17 protein-coding genes are annotated in these 15084 nt (G+C 69.1%); 5 read left to right on the forward strand and 12 right to left on the reverse strand.

The annotated features are described in order from the left end of the window. Nucleotides 1-33: 33 nt before the first annotated feature. Entirely contained in the window at nt 34-447 is a 414-nt protein-coding gene (locus tag ABZ909_RS17550) for a VOC family protein (protein ID WP_357000419.1), read from the reverse strand. 5 nt (nt 448-452) lie between these two features. Beyond that, complete coding sequence (locus tag ABZ909_RS17555) at nt 453-902, reverse strand: helix-turn-helix transcriptional regulator (protein WP_357000421.1); 450 nt, start codon at nt 900-902, stop codon at nt 453-455. A gap of 198 nt (nt 903-1100) precedes the next feature. Here ABZ909_RS17555 and ABZ909_RS17560 point away from each other — a divergent pair, with 198 nt between their 5' ends. Further along, nucleotides 1101-2120 carry an alpha/beta hydrolase family protein gene (locus tag ABZ909_RS17560; RefSeq protein WP_357000423.1) on the forward strand — a complete coding sequence of 340 codons (1020 nt, stop codon included), beginning with the start codon at nt 1101-1103 and terminating at the stop codon, nt 2118-2120. A 63-nt stretch (nt 2121-2183) separates the two neighbouring features. Here ABZ909_RS17560 and ABZ909_RS17565 read toward each other — a convergent pair whose 3' ends face one another. From ABZ909_RS17565 to ABZ909_RS17595, 7 genes are all read right to left on the reverse strand, one after another. Further along, nucleotides 2184-3083, reverse strand: coding sequence for a GNAT family N-acetyltransferase (locus ABZ909_RS17565; protein WP_357000425.1), 900 nt, complete (start codon nt 3081-3083; stop codon nt 2184-2186). Nucleotides 3084-3141: 58 nt separating this feature from the next. Beyond that, nucleotides 3142-4251 carry a PrsW family intramembrane metalloprotease gene (locus ABZ909_RS17570; RefSeq protein ID WP_357000427.1) on the reverse strand — a complete coding sequence of 370 codons (1110 nt, stop codon included), beginning with the start codon at nt 4249-4251 and terminating at the stop codon, nt 3142-3144. 88 nt (nt 4252-4339) lie between these two features. Further along, nucleotides 4340-4909, reverse strand: a complete 570-nt coding sequence (locus tag ABZ909_RS17575; protein ID WP_357000429.1) for a hypothetical protein — start codon at nt 4907-4909, stop codon at nt 4340-4342. A 176-nt stretch (nt 4910-5085) separates the two neighbouring features. Continuing rightward, nucleotides 5086-6162, reverse strand: a complete 1077-nt coding sequence (locus ABZ909_RS17580) for a polyprenyl synthetase family protein (RefSeq protein ID WP_357000431.1) — start codon at nt 6160-6162, stop codon at nt 5086-5088. A gap of 67 nt (nt 6163-6229) precedes the next feature. Further along, nucleotides 6230-6367 (reverse strand): hypothetical protein, encoded by a 138-nt coding sequence (locus tag ABZ909_RS17585; RefSeq protein WP_357000433.1) that lies wholly within the window; start codon nt 6365-6367, stop codon nt 6230-6232. A 17-nt stretch (nt 6368-6384) separates the two neighbouring features. Beyond that, nucleotides 6385-7410, reverse strand: a complete 1026-nt coding sequence (locus ABZ909_RS17590) for a polyprenyl synthetase family protein (protein ID WP_357000435.1) — start codon at nt 7408-7410, stop codon at nt 6385-6387. 735 nt (nt 7411-8145) lie between these two features. Next, nucleotides 8146-8994, reverse strand: coding sequence for a lysophospholipid acyltransferase family protein (locus ABZ909_RS17595; protein ID WP_357000438.1), 849 nt, complete (start codon nt 8992-8994; stop codon nt 8146-8148). Nucleotides 8995-9390: 396 nt separating this feature from the next. On the opposite strand from ABZ909_RS17595, the gene ABZ909_RS17600 reads away from it, so the two are divergent. Next, on the forward strand, nt 9391-9558 hold the full coding sequence (locus ABZ909_RS17600; RefSeq protein WP_357000440.1) for a hypothetical protein: 168 nt from the start codon (nt 9391-9393) through the stop codon (nt 9556-9558). A 140-nt stretch (nt 9559-9698) separates the two neighbouring features. Here the strand turns inward: ABZ909_RS17600 and ABZ909_RS17605 are convergent, their stop codons facing one another. Both ABZ909_RS17605 and ABZ909_RS17610 read right to left on the reverse strand, forming a co-directional pair. Continuing rightward, a complete protein-coding gene (locus ABZ909_RS17605) occupies nt 9699-10466 on the reverse strand; it encodes an ABC transporter permease (RefSeq protein ID WP_357000443.1) in 768 nt (255 codons plus the stop codon). Next, nucleotides 10466-11416: an ATP-binding cassette domain-containing protein gene (locus ABZ909_RS17610; RefSeq protein ID WP_357000446.1), complete on the reverse strand. Its 951-nt coding sequence runs from the start codon at nt 11414-11416 to the stop codon at nt 10466-10468. Before ABZ909_RS17610 ends, ABZ909_RS17605 begins: the two co-directional genes overlap by 1 nt. Before the next feature lie 104 nt (nt 11417-11520). Here ABZ909_RS17610 and ABZ909_RS17615 point away from each other — a divergent pair, with 104 nt between their 5' ends. Both ABZ909_RS17615 and ABZ909_RS17620 read left to right on the forward strand, forming a co-directional pair. Beyond that, nucleotides 11521-12252 carry a TetR/AcrR family transcriptional regulator gene (locus ABZ909_RS17615; RefSeq protein ID WP_357000449.1) on the forward strand — a complete coding sequence of 244 codons (732 nt, stop codon included), beginning with the start codon at nt 11521-11523 and terminating at the stop codon, nt 12250-12252. A 213-nt stretch (nt 12253-12465) separates the two neighbouring features. Continuing rightward, a complete protein-coding gene (locus ABZ909_RS17620; RefSeq protein ID WP_357000451.1) occupies nt 12466-12747 on the forward strand; it encodes a hypothetical protein in 282 nt (93 codons plus the stop codon). Here the strand turns inward: ABZ909_RS17620 and ABZ909_RS17625 are convergent. Next, entirely contained in the window at nt 12713-14059 is a 1347-nt protein-coding gene (locus ABZ909_RS17625; protein ID WP_357000453.1) for an MFS transporter, read from the reverse strand. The two genes, ABZ909_RS17620 and ABZ909_RS17625, sit on opposite strands and share 35 nt — an antisense overlap. A 113-nt stretch (nt 14060-14172) precedes the next feature. On the opposite strand from ABZ909_RS17625, the gene ABZ909_RS17630 reads away from it, so the two are divergent. Further along, nucleotides 14173-15078: a LysR family transcriptional regulator gene (locus ABZ909_RS17630; RefSeq protein ID WP_357000456.1), complete on the forward strand. Its 906-nt coding sequence runs from the start codon at nt 14173-14175 to the stop codon at nt 15076-15078. The last annotated feature ends 6 nt before the right edge of the window (nt 15079-15084 follow it).

Below are 15084 nucleotides of genomic sequence, written 5' to 3' on the forward strand. Positions count from 1 at the left end.
TGTGCTGGCGTACCGGTGGGGCGGAAGAGCGGGTCAGGAAGCCTGCTGGATACGAACCAGATTGCCCGCGGGGTCCCGCACGGCGAAATCACGCACACCGTAGGGCTGATCGGTCGGCTCCTGGACGATCTCGACCGCGTCGCTGGCCTGCAGCTTCTCGAAGGCGGCGTCGACGTCCGCGGAAGCCAGCAGAATGCCGCCGTAGGTGCCCTTGGCCATCATCTCCACGATGAGCTTGCGCTCGTCCTCGGTGATGCCCGGATCCACGGCCGGCGGGTGCAGCACGATGGAGGTCCCGGGCTGATCGGCGGGGCCGACCGTGAGCCAGCGCAGCCCGTTGTAGCCGACATCCTTGCGGAGTTCGAAGCCGAGCGCGTCGCGGTAGAAGGCCAGCGCGGCATCGGCGTCATTGTGCGGGAGGAAGCTCGCTGAAATAGTGATATTCATGTCGGTCAGGCTAGTTGCGGGGCGCTTGCCTGGGCTTCTCGATTCCTGATCGGTCGGGTCACCTGCTTCTCGACGCAGGAGGGCATGCCCTCGGGGGCATCCGCCATCTGCTGCTTGTACACGCTGGGCGGCACCCCGACCAGCTCGGTGAAGCGGGTGCTGAAGGTGCCCAGCGAGGAGCAACCGACCGCGAAGCAGATCTCGGTGACGCTCAGATCCCCGCGCCGCAGCAACGCCATGGCCCGTTCGATGCGCCGCGTCATCAGGTAGGCGTACACCGATTCGCCGTAGGCGGCCCGGAACTGCCGGCTCAGATGCCCGGCGGAGATGTGCGCGTCGCGCGCGAGGGCCTCGACATCCAGCGGCTGCGCGTACTCCCGGTCGATGCGGTCCCGCACGCGCCGCAGCCGTGCCAGATCGCGCAGACGCTGTTCCTCGTCGGGTTTGCCGGTCACCAGTCGATGGTCGCACGCTGGGCGAATACTGTCGCGACGGCGTACCCGGCTATTTGGGGCTACCCTGCAAACGTTTTGTCAGGTAACAGTTTTGCCTTGACACAAGACATAGCGTGTCGGGGGAACCGGATCGGCCGGGGCCCCGGCACGGATCGACGATGAGGCCGACGTGGCCCGAGGACTGGAATCAGCTGTTCGATGAAGCTCTCTGCACTACGTAATAGGACCGCCCTGCGGACCGCCGCCGTCGCGCTCACTGCCGCGTTGTCGGTGGCCCTGGCCACCGGCACCGGCTCGGCCGACCCGGACAAGCCCTCGGCCATCAGTTCCATCCAGAAGGATGGACGGACCTGGCATCTGAAGGTCTACTCAGCGGCCATGGGCCAGGACATTCCCGTGGACGTGCAGCGTCCGGCGGACGAGTCGCAGGCCGCGCCGAACCTGTACATGCTCAACGGCCTCGACGGCGGCCTGGGCACCGCCAGCTGGAACGCCCAGACCAATGCCCTCGGCTTCCTGGCCGACAAGCAGGTCAATGTGATCCAGCCGATCGGTGGCCGCGGCAGCTACTACACCGACTGGATCAAGGACGACCCGCAGCTCGGGCGCAACAAGTGGACGACCTTCTTCACCCAGGAACTGCCGCCGCTGCTCGACGCCGCGCTCGGCTCCACCGGCCTCAATGCCCTGGCCGGCCTGTCCACCTCCGGCACGTCGGTGCTGCAGCTGGCCGAGGCCCAGCCCGGTCTGTGGAAGTCGGTGGCCGCCTACAGCGGGTGCGCGCAGATCGCCGACCCGATGGGCAAGCAGTTCCTCAAGTTCGCCGTGGAGACCTGGGCGGGCGGCAAGACCGAGAACATGTACGGTCCCGACGACAGCCCGCTGTGGGCCGCCAACGACCCGGTCATCAATGCCGAGAAGCTGCGCGGCACCCAGCTCTACATCTCCAGCGGCAGCGGCATCCCGCTGATGAAGGACGTCGAGTTCTACACCAAGTCCGCTCCCGGCCCGCAGGGTGACATCAACCTGGCGCTGGGCATGATCATCGAGGGCGGCGTCAACGCCTGCACCCACAACCTCAAGGACAAGCTGGACTCGATCAGTATCCCGGCGACCTACCAGTTCGACCCGGTGGGCACCCACTACTGGCCGTACTGGGAGACCGCCCTGCACGACTCGTGGCCGTTGCTGGCCTCGGGTATGGGCATTCCCGCCTGAGTCACAGTTCGCGAGCGCCGCATGCCGTCGATCGGCATGCGGCGCTTCTGTTTTCCGGGGAGCCTACCTCTTGTCCGGGTTGGCCGTCGGGGTGGCGGGGTCGGGGACACTCATCGGTGAGCGGGCGATCCGGCCGCCGAGGCGTTCGTTGACCGTGAAGCCGTGGTGGCGGCACCAGGCGGCGAGGATGGGGACCGCGGAATCGTCGTCGCGGAAGGTCGGCACCAGCTGGCCGACGATGTAGAGGTGGTGGGCGTCGGCGGCGCGGCACAGGTGCTGCAGGACGGCGGTGCCCAGGCCGGTGCCGCGCAGTTCCGGATTCACCGTGATGTTGTCGAGCTTGATGGTGTCGGCGTAGATGTCGAACACCACCTCGACCAGCGGATCGGCGCGACGCAGGGATTCGATGTCGAAGGGCACCGGTCTCAGCACGCCGGGCAGATGGTCGGACAGCCGTTGCCGTGCGTCCTCGTCGGGGGCGGTGCGAGTGACGGCCAGCACCTCCTCGGTGAGGTCGGCGACCACGGCGCCGTCACCGACCGCGGCCATGGGCCGGGCCTCCTCGATGGCGCGGGCCAGGGCGGGCAGGCGACGGGCCCAGTGCGGGGCATCGTCGCCGTAGCGCTGGGTCAGGTCGGCGAGGGTGTCCTCGAGGCAGAAGGGCGTGCCGAGGCTGCGCACGAAGGCGCCCGACAGCACGCCCCAGCGGTGGTCGTCGGCTCCGACGCCGTGCACGGCCAGCTCGCGGACCAGTGCGTCGTGGCGGGCGGTGGCGCGGGCGACCGGGGAGCAGGGCAGCTGCTGCAGCCAGCGTTGCCAGCCGGTCAGATTGGCGCGAATGCGGGTGGTGGCGATATCAGCGCTCGCGTCGAGATAGTTGCACAGCGCTTGCTGTCTGCGCTCCAACAGCTCCCCCACCCGCTCTTGCCCGGGCTCGATGGGCGGCGTCCGACCCTCACTCATACTGACTCACGCTAGCGTCCAGCTGACTATGCACTGGTCACCGGCACGCAGAATTGCGCTACCAGCCGTAACCCGCACCCGCGCCATCGGGGATGCCGCCCGGCCCGGGCCCGTACCCCTGGGGTAGCGGAGTTTGCTGTGGCGCAACCGAATCCAGATCCGTGACCCGGTTCAGCAGCTGGCGCTCGTAGGCCAGAGCCTGCGTGCGCGACCATCCGGTCGAATGGCGCAGCGCGGCACGGGCTTTGCGGCGGCGGTGATAGGTGAGCAGGGGCGCCAGCCCGGCCTCGCCGCCGATAGTGCGGGCGGCCGGGCGGGCGATGAGCGCCCGGAACCACCGCCGCTCGGTGGTCAGCACCCAGGCGTAGGCGACGGCGAAGATGACCAGGTCGATCAGGATGGGCAGGTAGGTCGACAACAGCGCCGGACCGGGCGGGCGCGGGGCGTCGAAGAGGACGTGCATGGTGACGGCCAGCCCGTAGAACAGCGCGAAAACGCCCAGCCGCCAGGCCCACGACCGGTCGGTGCGGCTGATCAGCAGCACGATGCCGACACCGGCCAGCGCCGACATGGCCCAGTGCGAGGTCAGTGCGGTGAAAAGTCGCAGCACCGCCACCAGGATCACGTCCACCGCCGGATCCTGCGGGGAGGACAGTGCGGTCTGGGTGCTGTAGAGGCAGTCCTCGGCGATCTGCGCCCCCAGCCCGACCGCCGCGCCGAGCAGCAGGCCGTGCATGGGCCGGGTCAGCCGGCCTCGGAACAGCAGCGCGACCACGGCGATGCCGATGGCCTTGATGTACTCCTCGTCGATGGGCGCGGTGATGGCGGCGCTCCAGTTGACGGCGAAGGAGTCGCCGAACAGGTTGGTGATGGCGCGGCTGAGGTGGTCGTTGGCCCACATGGCCAGCCCGGTCCACACCGTGGCGCCCCAGATCGCGCCCATCACCATGGGGGCGACCAGGTGGCGGCGGGCCCGGAAAGGATCCAGCGCGAACAGGATTCGCCCGATGACCAGCAGGGTGAAGGCGGTGATGGGCAGGGCGGCCAGGGCGGCCGCGCCCGCGAACCATACCTGCCCGGCGGCCTGCAGCACGAACAGCAGCGGCCCGGCCATCACGGCCAGGCAGTACACCCAGAACAGCAGCGATCGCGGCTGGAACCAGCTCATGCTGCATCCTTTCCGGCCTGAGCGGAGCCCTCCATGGTTACGCTGCGCAAGCGCGGGGAGGTGGAGCGGCTCCTCCGGGCCCGACCGCTCACGCCTCGACCGCCTTGCTCGAGTTCAGCACATCCGCAATCATCCGGAGTCCGGCTTCGCGGGTGGATCCGGTGGCCGTGACGGTCACGCCCACGTCCCCGCTGCTGGCCACCGCGCACACTCCGCCCGTCGTGTCGGGCAGCACGCAGGTGAGCCCGTGGAAGTCGCCGACGTCCACCACTCCCCCGTCGAAGCGCGCGGTGACCCCGGCCGCGCGCAGCGGTAGCAGCATGCGCGGGGCGGCGGTGGCGAAGTCGGTGATGCCGTCGACCACCGACATCGACACCCGCTGGTCGCCGCTGTCGGAGGTCAGGACGGCGATGGATGCGTCGCCGGTGGCCCGCCGCCGCATCTGCTCGGGCGCCAGGAAGACAACGGCGTTGGCGGGATTCGCGCCGCCGTGCACGGCGGCGATCCCGCTCGCGGTGATCTTGATACTGGTCCCTGCCGCCACCTCGGTCTCGCGGACCGGTACCGCCGACGACAGCAGGGGCGGCACCACGAGGGCGACCGCCAACGCCCCCACCGCTCCGATCGCGGGGACTACCGAATGCACAAGGCGCACCATGCTTTCCACCCTCTCGGCTCCCTGAGGCAACGCCGGGGAGGGCGGGATGCGTTCCGGACGCCCGGGTCGGGGTCCGGGCAGTCGCCCGCCCGGCGCTTGCCGCGAGTTAACCACACCGCCGGGCGGGAACGGGGTCGCAGCGCCGGGCGGGCCCCGGGGTGTGACCGGGAGCGCGGCTAGGAGGTGCGCGCGATGACGGCGTCGGCGATGCTGCGCAGCCCGGACACCGCGGCGGGCGGGAACGGGGCGTGTGCGAGAGTCCGCTGCACGAGCAGCCAGCGCTCGCGGATCATCCGTTCCACCGTGGGACGCGCTGTGGCGCTGAGGATCTCACGACAGAGTTCGGCCCCGCACGGGTCCAGTCCGGCATTGCCGACCAGGGCGTCGAGCTGGGCACGCTGCTCGGGACTCGCGTGTCGCAGGGCGAGCGCGAGCAGAACGGTGTGCTTACCCTCGCGGAGGTCGTCGCTATTGGATTTGCCGGTCTGCGCCGGGTCGCCGTAGACCCCGAGCAGGTCGTCCTGGAGCTGGAACGCCTCGCCGAGCGGCCGCCCGTAGGACGAGAGCGCCCGCGCCACTTCGGGTCCGGCCCCGGCCAGCGCCGCGCCCAGTTGCAACGGCCGTTCCACGGTGTAGGCCGCGGTCTTGTACCGGATGATCTCGAGCGCCCGGTCCAGGTCGAGGGTGGGGCGGCCGGTGGTGAGCAGATCGAGGTACTGGCCGTAGTTCACCTCGGTGCGCATGGCGTCGAGAATCGGTGCGGCAGCGGCGGTCTGGGCCGCCGAGAGCCCCGCGGTATGCAGCAGTTCCTGTGACCACACCAGCCCGAAGTCGCCGATGAGCAGGGCGGCGTGGGTGCCGAAGCGGGCGGCGGCCGGGCGGTCGCCGCGGGCGCCCTCGGCCACGGCCCGGTGCACGGTGGGCCGGTCGCGGCGGGTGGCGCTGTCGTCGATGATGTCGTCGTGGATGAGCACGGCGGCATGGAACAGTTCGACCGCGGCGGCCACCCGCACCACGGAGTCCGGCAGCTCACCGCCGCCGCCCGCGTACCAGCCGAGCACGCAGAACAGCGGCCGGATCCGTTTGCCGCCCGCCAACAGGAACGAGCGCACCGCGTCGACCACGTCGGCGGGCAGTCCGGCGGTGGCCGCGGATTCGGCCTTGTCGCCGAGGAATTCGTAGAGCGCGGCCTCGACCCGCACCCGCATGGCGGTGCGGTCCAACGGCGCCAGGGCGATCGTGGGGGTACTCACAGGGCGTCCTCCGATCCGGTGTTCTCGATGAGGGCGACTGCTTCGGCGAGCAGAAAATGCACCTGGGTCACCAGGGGGCAGGTGGGTCGACGACGGTCAGCACTGTGCGCCGGCGCTGCTTCGGAAGCCGGTCCAGTACCGAACTGGCACAGGTGTTCTCGGTCACGATGCCCTCCCCCCGCGTCGCGGCGACATAGAAAGACATGGGAACCCTCTCCTCTGTCACGTGTTCCGATGGTCGACGAGCTGAGCGAGGGCGCGGAGATCACCGCACCCGGGCCGGTCCGGCAGTGCGGCCACCGCCGCGCGTATGCGCTGCCGCGCCAAAAGTTCGGTACCGCGCCGACCACCCGCCTGCTCGACGAGCGTTGCGGCGCTGTCGATCTCGTCGGCGGAGAGCGGGGTGGTCGTATCGAACAACCGTTTCAGCGCCCGCCCGGCATCGGTGTCGGACTCCAGCGCCAGCACGATCGGCAGTGATCGTTTGCGCCGGGCCAGATCCCCGGCGGGCTTGCCGCTGTGCGCGGGATCGCCCCAGATGCCGAGGAGGTCGTCGCCGGCCTGGAACGCCACCCCGAGGTTCCGCCCGAAATACTCGAAGATGGTGACGGTTTCGGCATTCGCACCCGCGCTGAGCGCGCCGAGCGCGCACGCGCAGCCGAACAGGGCTCCGGTCTTGCCCATCGCCATGCGCTCCCACCCGGCGGCGGTGGCCTGGGCGGCCCCGGCGTGGCAGTCCTCGTGCTGGCCCCGGCACATCTCGGTGACCGTGGTCTCGAGCCGGTCGATGGCGGCGATGGCGGTGGCCGGGGGCAGCACCGCCGCAAGGACATTCACCGCCAGCGCGTGCAGAGCGTCGCCGAGCAGCACCGCGCCCGGAACGCCCCAGACCTTCCACACGGTGGGGCGGCCGTGGCGCACGGCATCGAGGTCCATGACGTCGTCGTGGAGCAGGGTGAAATTGTGGATCAGCTCGACCGCGGCGGCCGCGCCGACGGCCTCGCCGGAGAGGCCGTCGCAGGCGAGGGCGGCGGAGGTGGCCAGTGCGGGCCGCAGCAGCTTGCCGGAGGCGCCGTGAGTGGCGGCGCCGTGCTCGTCACACCAGCCGAAGTGGTATCCGGCCATGCGCTGCATGGGTTCCGGCAGGGACAGCACCGCGTCGCGCAGTAGCGGTTCGAGCACGGTCCGGGCGCGAGCCAGAATGTCGGCGGGGCGGTGCACGGGGGGAACGAGAGCGGTCACAATCATAGAGACGCTTCTTTCGGTGTGCGAACGGAATTCGGCTCACATGGTCGGCGTAGGCGCGCCGACTCACCGAGAACGCGGCCAATCCTGAAATTCGGCCGCATGCTCGAGAACAACCACCAAATTGTGTAGCTCTCCGTCGAATTCGACCTCCTTCTGATACGAGAGCGGGTCCGCGCCGAATCGGTGCTGAAATTGGCTCAGGGTTACAGCAGCCCGTAGTCGCTCGCGGTCCGATACCCGCGCCGGACTCGGGGCCGGGCGGTCTCAGTGGCGCGCCTCCAGTTCGCGGTGGTCGTGCTGGAAGTCGCCCCCGGCTTCGCCGCGAACAGCCTTGGGACACAGGCCGCCTCGCGCCCCAGGAAATCTCCCGAAACCTGTAACCCCGACCATGTTCCGACTACCCCCTGCGCGCATTCGAATCCCCCGCGATGTCGCCGCGAGCTCCGTGATCAAACCGTGCGGTCGAAAATGATGTACGCCAATGCGTTTCAGCGCTGCGCCAGGAGTGCGCAGGCCCGATCCCGTTAGTCTTCAGCCAATGAGCGAAATACGACCTGAACCGAGAAAAGTGTAATACGCACCATCGCCGACGGTAAAGCGTTACCGCTCAGCATCGTCGCCGACACACCCGGATGCGGGATGCGAATGCCGGGTGCGACGTCGAGATTCGCACCCGGCATCCGCCTCTGGCTCATACGACGAAATCTGCTGTCCCCCTATAGCAGAGCGGTCCGGCTACAGGAGATCGGCCAGGCCCTTCAGCGGCCCGGGCAGCCCGGCCACATGCTTCTTGATCCCAGCGGCCACCGGGTTCGGCGTCTCTGCGCGCAACCGGTCCAGCTCGATCTGCATGGTCCGGACGGACCGGGTGTAGTACTCGTCGACCAGGTCGGTGTCCTCCGGATCGCCCGGCTCGACCGACCAGTCCAGTGCGGGCAGGAAACTGACGGTCACGGAGGCGGGCAGCGGCAGCTGCGGCAGGATCGGCGCGACGCCGAACGGCAGGCCGAGAGTGTACGGAAACACCTTGGCGCGCACCAGCTTGTCGAGCTGCAGCAGCCGTGCAGTGCGTTCACCGCGGCTGAGCACGAAGATCGAGTCGTGGCCGCCATTGGCGACCGCGGGGATCACCGGGACACCCATTTCGAGGGCGAGCCGCACGAAGCCCTTGCGCTCGGCGAAGTCGATCTTGCCGCGATCGGTCCACGGGCGGCACGCCTCCCAGTCGCCACCGGGGTACACCATCACCGCGCCGCCGTCCTTGAGTCCCTTGGCCGCCGACTCGCGCGAGGCCGCGATAACGCCGAACTGGCGCAGGCTGTCGCCGAGAATCGGTGCGCGCAAAAGGATGTCGTGCGCGACGCCGTAGCTGGGCTCGTCCGGGCGGCGTTCCAGCATGGCCATGAAGGTGATCCACACCTCGGGGGCCCAGTAGATGGACGAGTGGTTGCCGATCACCAGGGCCGGGCCGGACGCGGGCAGATTCTCCAGCCCGGTGACCGTCGGGGTGAAGTAGTCGGTGTAGGCCCGCGCCAGGGGCAGCAGCGGGTGGTTCGGGTCGGGAATTACCTTGGTTTCGGTCATGAGCCATTCCTGTCGATTGCTATGCCGGGGACGGGCGGCACGCAACGACACCCCACGTCGTCGAACAACGTCGAGTCGAATTGAATTGCCCCCGGGTCACATCCCCATTGATAGCTCCGACGGCCGCGCATGCGCGGTCCGGTTCAGCGTGCGGACGTCGCTGCGTTGCGACAGATGCCCGTCACCGTCCTCCTGCCCCACCGACGTTATCAAACCCAAGCGTTTGCTTGGCAGAAAGTGTGCGAATCCCAACATTCATCTGATTCAGGACGAAATCCTTACGCGGCGTTGCTTGCCCGGCGGCGCGCTCGGATCGACCATGGCGGGAGTGCCGCGGACACGACGTCCACAGCGAGGGCGATTCGGGTCACGACGATTCGGAAGGATGTGCCGATCATGGTGACGATAGCTGGCCCGGCCGGCCACCTGGAGGCGATCATGCTGGCCACGGGCTCGGTGCCGGACCAGGTTCCGGACTACAGCCGCACCGAGATCTGGATCGGCACGGCCATCCTGCTGCTCACTCTGGTGGCGGTGCTGATCGCGATGCTGCGCCGGCGCTAGGCGGCCCGCGCGATCCCGGGTGCACGGCAGACGGCGCAGGGCACCGAGATTCTCGGTGCCCTGCTTTCTCGTTCCGTCAGACCGGAATCCGACATACCGAAACTTTCATGCCAAGATGCGCATATCGGCGTATACGTATCTCAATGTGCTGGCCGGCGACGGAACAGCGCGCCCGCGCCCAGATAGCCGGCCAGGGCGATGCCCGCACACCAGGCCAGTGCGGTCGGTGCGGAGTCCCCCACCGGGGTATCCATGAGCAGCCCGCGCACCGTCTCGGCGATCGAGGTGACCGGCTGATGCTGGGCGAAGCCGCGCAGCCAGCTCGGCAGCGTGTGAGTCGGTACGAACGCGCTGCTGACGTAGGGCAGAAACATGAAGATGAACATGAACCCGTTGGCCGCTTCGGGATTGGAGGCCAGCAGGCCCAGAGCGGCGGCCGCCCAGGACAGCGCCAGTACGAAACACGCCAGCATGCCCGCCACCGCGAGCCAGCGCAGCGGATCCGCGGTCGGCCGGAAGCCGAGCGCCACCGCCACCAGCACCACCACCGCGGTCGTGAGCAGATTGCGCAGCACGCTTTCCAGCACGTGCCCGGTCAGGACCGCGCTGCGGGAGACCGCCATGGCCCGGAACCGGTCCACGATGCCGCTGTGCAGGTCGGTGGCCACCGCCACCGCCGTGGCGCCCGAGCCGAAACCCGCGCACAGCAGCAGGATTCCGGGCACCACATAGTCGATATAGGAGCCGCCGACATTCATCGCGCCGCCGAAGACGTAGACGAACATCAGCAAGATGGTCACCGGCACCGCGATGGTCATGATCATGGTGTCCGGGCTGCGCAGGGTATGGCGCAGATTGCGGCCGACCATGGTGGCGGAGTCCTGGACGGAGTGCACGAGAGTGCTCATCACGCAGCGCCTTTCACGGTGGCACCGGTCAGCGCGAAGAAGACGTCGTCGAGATCCGGTGTGTGGATGGCCAATTCGCCGATCGCTACGGCATGGTCGTCGAGATGGTCGAGCAGCTTGCGGATATCGCCGACGCTGCCGTCCGAGGGCACCCGCAGCGCCAGCTGCTCGGTATCCGGTTCCGCCCCGGGCAGGGCCCGCACGGCCGCCGCCAGGCCGTGCTCGTCGGCGAAGCCGAGTCGCAGGTGGCCGCCCGGCGCCAGCCGCTTCAGCTCCGCCGCGCTGCCCTCGGCGGCAATGCGCCCGGCGTCGAGAACCGCTATGCGGTCGGCCAATTGGTCGGCCTCCTCCAGATACTGGGTGGTGAGGAAGATGGTCACGCCGTCGGCCACCAGGCCGCGGATCACCCGCCACAGCTCGCGGCGGCTGCGCGGATCCAGGCCGGTGGTGGGCTCGTCGAGGAAGACGATGCGCGGCCGCCCCATCAGGCCCATGGCGATGTCGAGGCGGCGGCGCATACCGCCGGAATAGGAGCCCGCGCGCTTGCCCGCCGCATCGGTGAGATCGAACTGCTCAAGCAATCGTGCTGTGCGCCTGCCAGTTTCGCTGGAACCCAGATGCAGCAGCCGCCCCATGAGGCGCAGATTCTCGGCGCCGGTGAGGATCTCGTCCACCGCCGCGAACTGCCCGGTGACGCCGATGGCCGCGCGCACCGCGTCCGGTTCGCGCACCGTATCGTGGCCGCCCACCCGCACCTGCCCCCCATCGGGCCGGTTCAGCGTGGTGAGGATGCGCACCACGGTGGTCTTGCCGGCGCCGTTCGGACCGAGCAGGGCGAACACCGTGCCGGCCGGCACGGTCACATCGATGCCGCGTAGCACGGGCTGATCGCCGAAGGATTTGGTGAGGCCGGTGATCACGATGGCGGGCTCGGGTCTGGATGTGGCCATGGAGGGACTCCGATCAAAAACTGTATATGACATACACTTCGTTTATAGGCTACACAGTTTCTGGGATGGCGCAAGATGGAGGCGAAACGACGACAGGAGGTCAGATGAAGGGGCCCGACGAGAGAGTCCTACCCAAGGCGGTCAAGCTGCTGTGGGATCTGGACGACACGGGCAGCCGCGGACCCAAGCGCGGGCTGAGCCTCGATCAGATCCTGGACACTGCCGTGCGGGTCGCCGACGCCGAAGGCTATGCCGCGCTGTCGATGGCCCGGGTCGCCAAGGAGCTCGGGTTCACTACGATGTCGCTCTACCGGTACGTCGACAGCAAGGACACCCTCGTCGAGCTGTTGCACGACCGCATCTTCGACGTGACGCCGGACCTGCCGGCCGACGGCTGGCGCGCCGGGCTGGCAGCTTGGGCCTGGGCCGAATTCCACACCATCCGCGCCCACGACTGGTGGCTGGACATCCCCATGACCTCGCCCCCGCTGGGCCCGAACAATATGGCCTGGCTCGAGGCGGGCATGCGCGTGCTATCCGGTCTCGACCTCGCCGAACCGCTCAAACTGCAACTGCTGGTGAACCTTTCGATCTATGTCATCGGGCGCACCCGATTCCTGCGCGACACCATCCAGCAGGACGAGCACGACCAGGACTTCACCGCCATCCTGACCGCGGTGCTCGACCCCGGGCGCTTCCCCATCGTCAGTGCCGCCCTCGCCAACCGCGCCTTCGACACCGGCGACATGAACTGGGAGGAAGCCGATTTCAGCTTCGCCCTGGATCGGTTGCTGGACGGTTACCAGGTCTTCATCGACAGCCACACCGGGGTCTGATTCCGGTCGCCGCCGGATTGCGCTGAGCGGAAACCGCATAAACACATGTCAACCATGCGTAAACATCGTGCAAATGGGCCCGCTACCGCTTGACCGGCCCCGCACCGAACCCGACCATGGCCTCATGAGGCCCGCACGGCCGGTGCGGGCGGCTCGCGTTACGACGCGATGAGAGTTAGACGCATCGTCGTCCGCTGCGAGGAGGTGAGGGTCATGGCCGTTGTCGCCTGGGCGCGTTCCGCCACTGTCCTCCCCACGCTGGCGGCCGGGGCCATGATTCTCGTCCTGGCCGGGCTGACCACTGCTTTCGTCTACCTTGCGGTGCCCGCCGTGGCCGGTCCGGCCGAGCGCGCACCCGCGCCCATCGAGGTCCACACCGCTCCCCCGGCGGTGCTGCCGCTGTGCACCGAGGTCACCGAGGACAGCCCGAATCCGGCATGCGCGGACACGGATACCGACATCAGTGCCGACCCCGCGCCGGTCGACCAGCCGTGAACAGCGAGACCAGCAGCAGCGCGGCGAGCCCGAAAAGCGCTGCCACACAGGCCATCAGGCCGGCCCAGCCGCCTGCCGCGTAGGCGATCCCGGCCGCGCTGCCGACCACCGCGCTGCCCAGGTAGTACGCGAACATATAGAGAGACGATGCCGCGCCGCGATTTTCGGCCAGCGTGCCCACCCAGGCGCTGGCCGTGGTGTGCGCGGCGAAGAACCCGGTGGTGAACAGCACGATGCCGATCAGCACCGTGGTCAGGCGATCGGGGATGGTGATCAGCGCTCCGAGGGCCATCAATGCCACGGCGGCGGTGAGGACCCCCGCGTGGCCGCGGCGGTCGGCGAGCCTGCCGGTGTACGCGGAGGCGACCGTCCCGGCGAGGTACAACACGAACACCGATCCGGCCAGGGCCGCGGGCAATTCGAACGGGCGATGGATCAGGCGGTAACCCAGGAAGTTGTAGACCGACACGAAGCTGCCCATCAGCAGGAAGGCCAGACCGAACAGCGCGACCAGGCCGCGATGCCGCAGCTGCGCCGTGAGATCACCGACCATGGTGCCGAATCCGGCCGGGCGCGCGGCGAATCCGCGCGAGGGCGGCAGGGTGCACGCGAACCAGACCGTGCACACCGCGGCGGCCAGCGAGACCGCCAGCTCCGCCCAGCGCCACGAGGTCAGCCCGAGGGCAAGCGAGGGAATCAACCGGCCCGCCAGCCCGCCGATGGTGGTCCCGGCGATATAGACGCCCATGGCCGCGCCGAGTCCGGCCGCCCCGATCTCCTCGGCCAGGTACGCCATGGCCACCGCGGGCACGCCCGCCAGCGCGACGCCCTGCACGGCCCGCACCGCCAGCAGGGTGTCGAGGGTCGGGCACAGCGGCAGCAGCAGACCGAGCGCCGAGGCCACCACCGCCGATCCGATCATCACCCTGGTGCGGCCGATCCGCGCGGACAGCGCACCCGCCGGAATGATGGCCAGCGCAAGAAAACCCGTGGTCAATGAGACGGCCAGGGCCGCGTGCGCGGGCGGGACCGAGAAGGCCGCCGACAGGCTCGGCAGCAGCGACTGGGTGGAGTACATGGCCGCGAACGTGGTCAGCCCGGCCGCGAAAAGGGCTGCGGCGACCCGCTTCTCGTGTGCGTACCGTGGCTGGTCGGGCCCGGCGGTACTGGCCGGCCCCGGCTCAGAGGTACTGATCGGCCCCGGCGCTGCCGCACTGATCGGTCGCGGCGTCGCCGCGCTGATCGGTCCCGACATCGCCGTTCCGGTCGGCCCTGACGCGGCGGTGCTGGTCGTCCCTTGCACGGTAGTCATCGGATCCTCTCGGTACGGGGGTGCGGGGTCCAGGGTGCGACGATGGCGCTTAGAACGGAAATGCATGATGATGTGGCTGCTCATGCTCTGCCGACATATAGCGAGGAGGCGGCGTGCTCGGCGCAGATCTGGAGTGGTTCACGACACTCGCCGAAACGGAGAATGTCAGCGCGGCCGCCGACCGGCTGCACCTGGCCCAGCCCACGCTGTCGCGCATGCTCGCCCGGCTCGAGAAGCGGCTCGGGACACCGCTGTTCGACCGGCACGGCAAGCGCATTCGGCTCAACGAGTACGGCCGCCTCTACTACGAGCACGCCCGCCGCGCCCGCGCCGAACTGCACGCCGGGGAGCAGGCCGTCGCCGACCGCATCAATCCGGCCAAGGGGGTGGTCCGGCTGTCGTTCCTGCATTCCTTCGGCAGCCGGCTGGCCCCGCAGCTGATCGGCGAATTCCGGCGCGGCTGGGGGCGAGTCGCCTTCACGCTGTATCAGGGCGCGGCCGAGGTCATCACCCGGCAGGTGCTCGATGGCGAGGCCGATCTGGCGCTGGTGTCGCCGCGGCCCGGCGAGCCCGGCATCGGGTGGCACACCCTGCTGAATCAGCCGCTGGTACTGGCGGTTCCGACCGACCACCGGCTGGCCGCGCCGTCCGGCAAGAGCGGGCAGCGGCCGATCCGGCTGACCGAGCTGGCCGACGCCGAATTCATCACCATGCACCCGGGATTCGGCATGCGGCGGATCTTCGACGAACTGTGCGCGGCGGCCGGGATCCGGCCGCGCATCGTCTTCGAGTCCAGTGATCTGGTGACGGTCTCCGGGCTGGTCGCGGCCGGGCTCGGCGTCGCACTGGTGCCCGCCGAGGAACCGATGCCGCCGGGGCTGGCCGTCGTTCCGATCGCCGACGCGGGCGCGTCCCGCGATGTCGGATTGATCTGGTCGGCGACCGCCACGCCGTCGGAGGCGGTGCGGCGGTTCCGCGATTTCGCCGCCGATTGGGCGGCCCGCCGCCACCCCCGGTGAATGCGC

Source organism: Nocardia sp. NPDC046763 (assembly GCF_040645495.1).
Lineage (GTDB): Bacteria > Actinomycetota > Actinomycetes > Mycobacteriales > Mycobacteriaceae > Nocardia.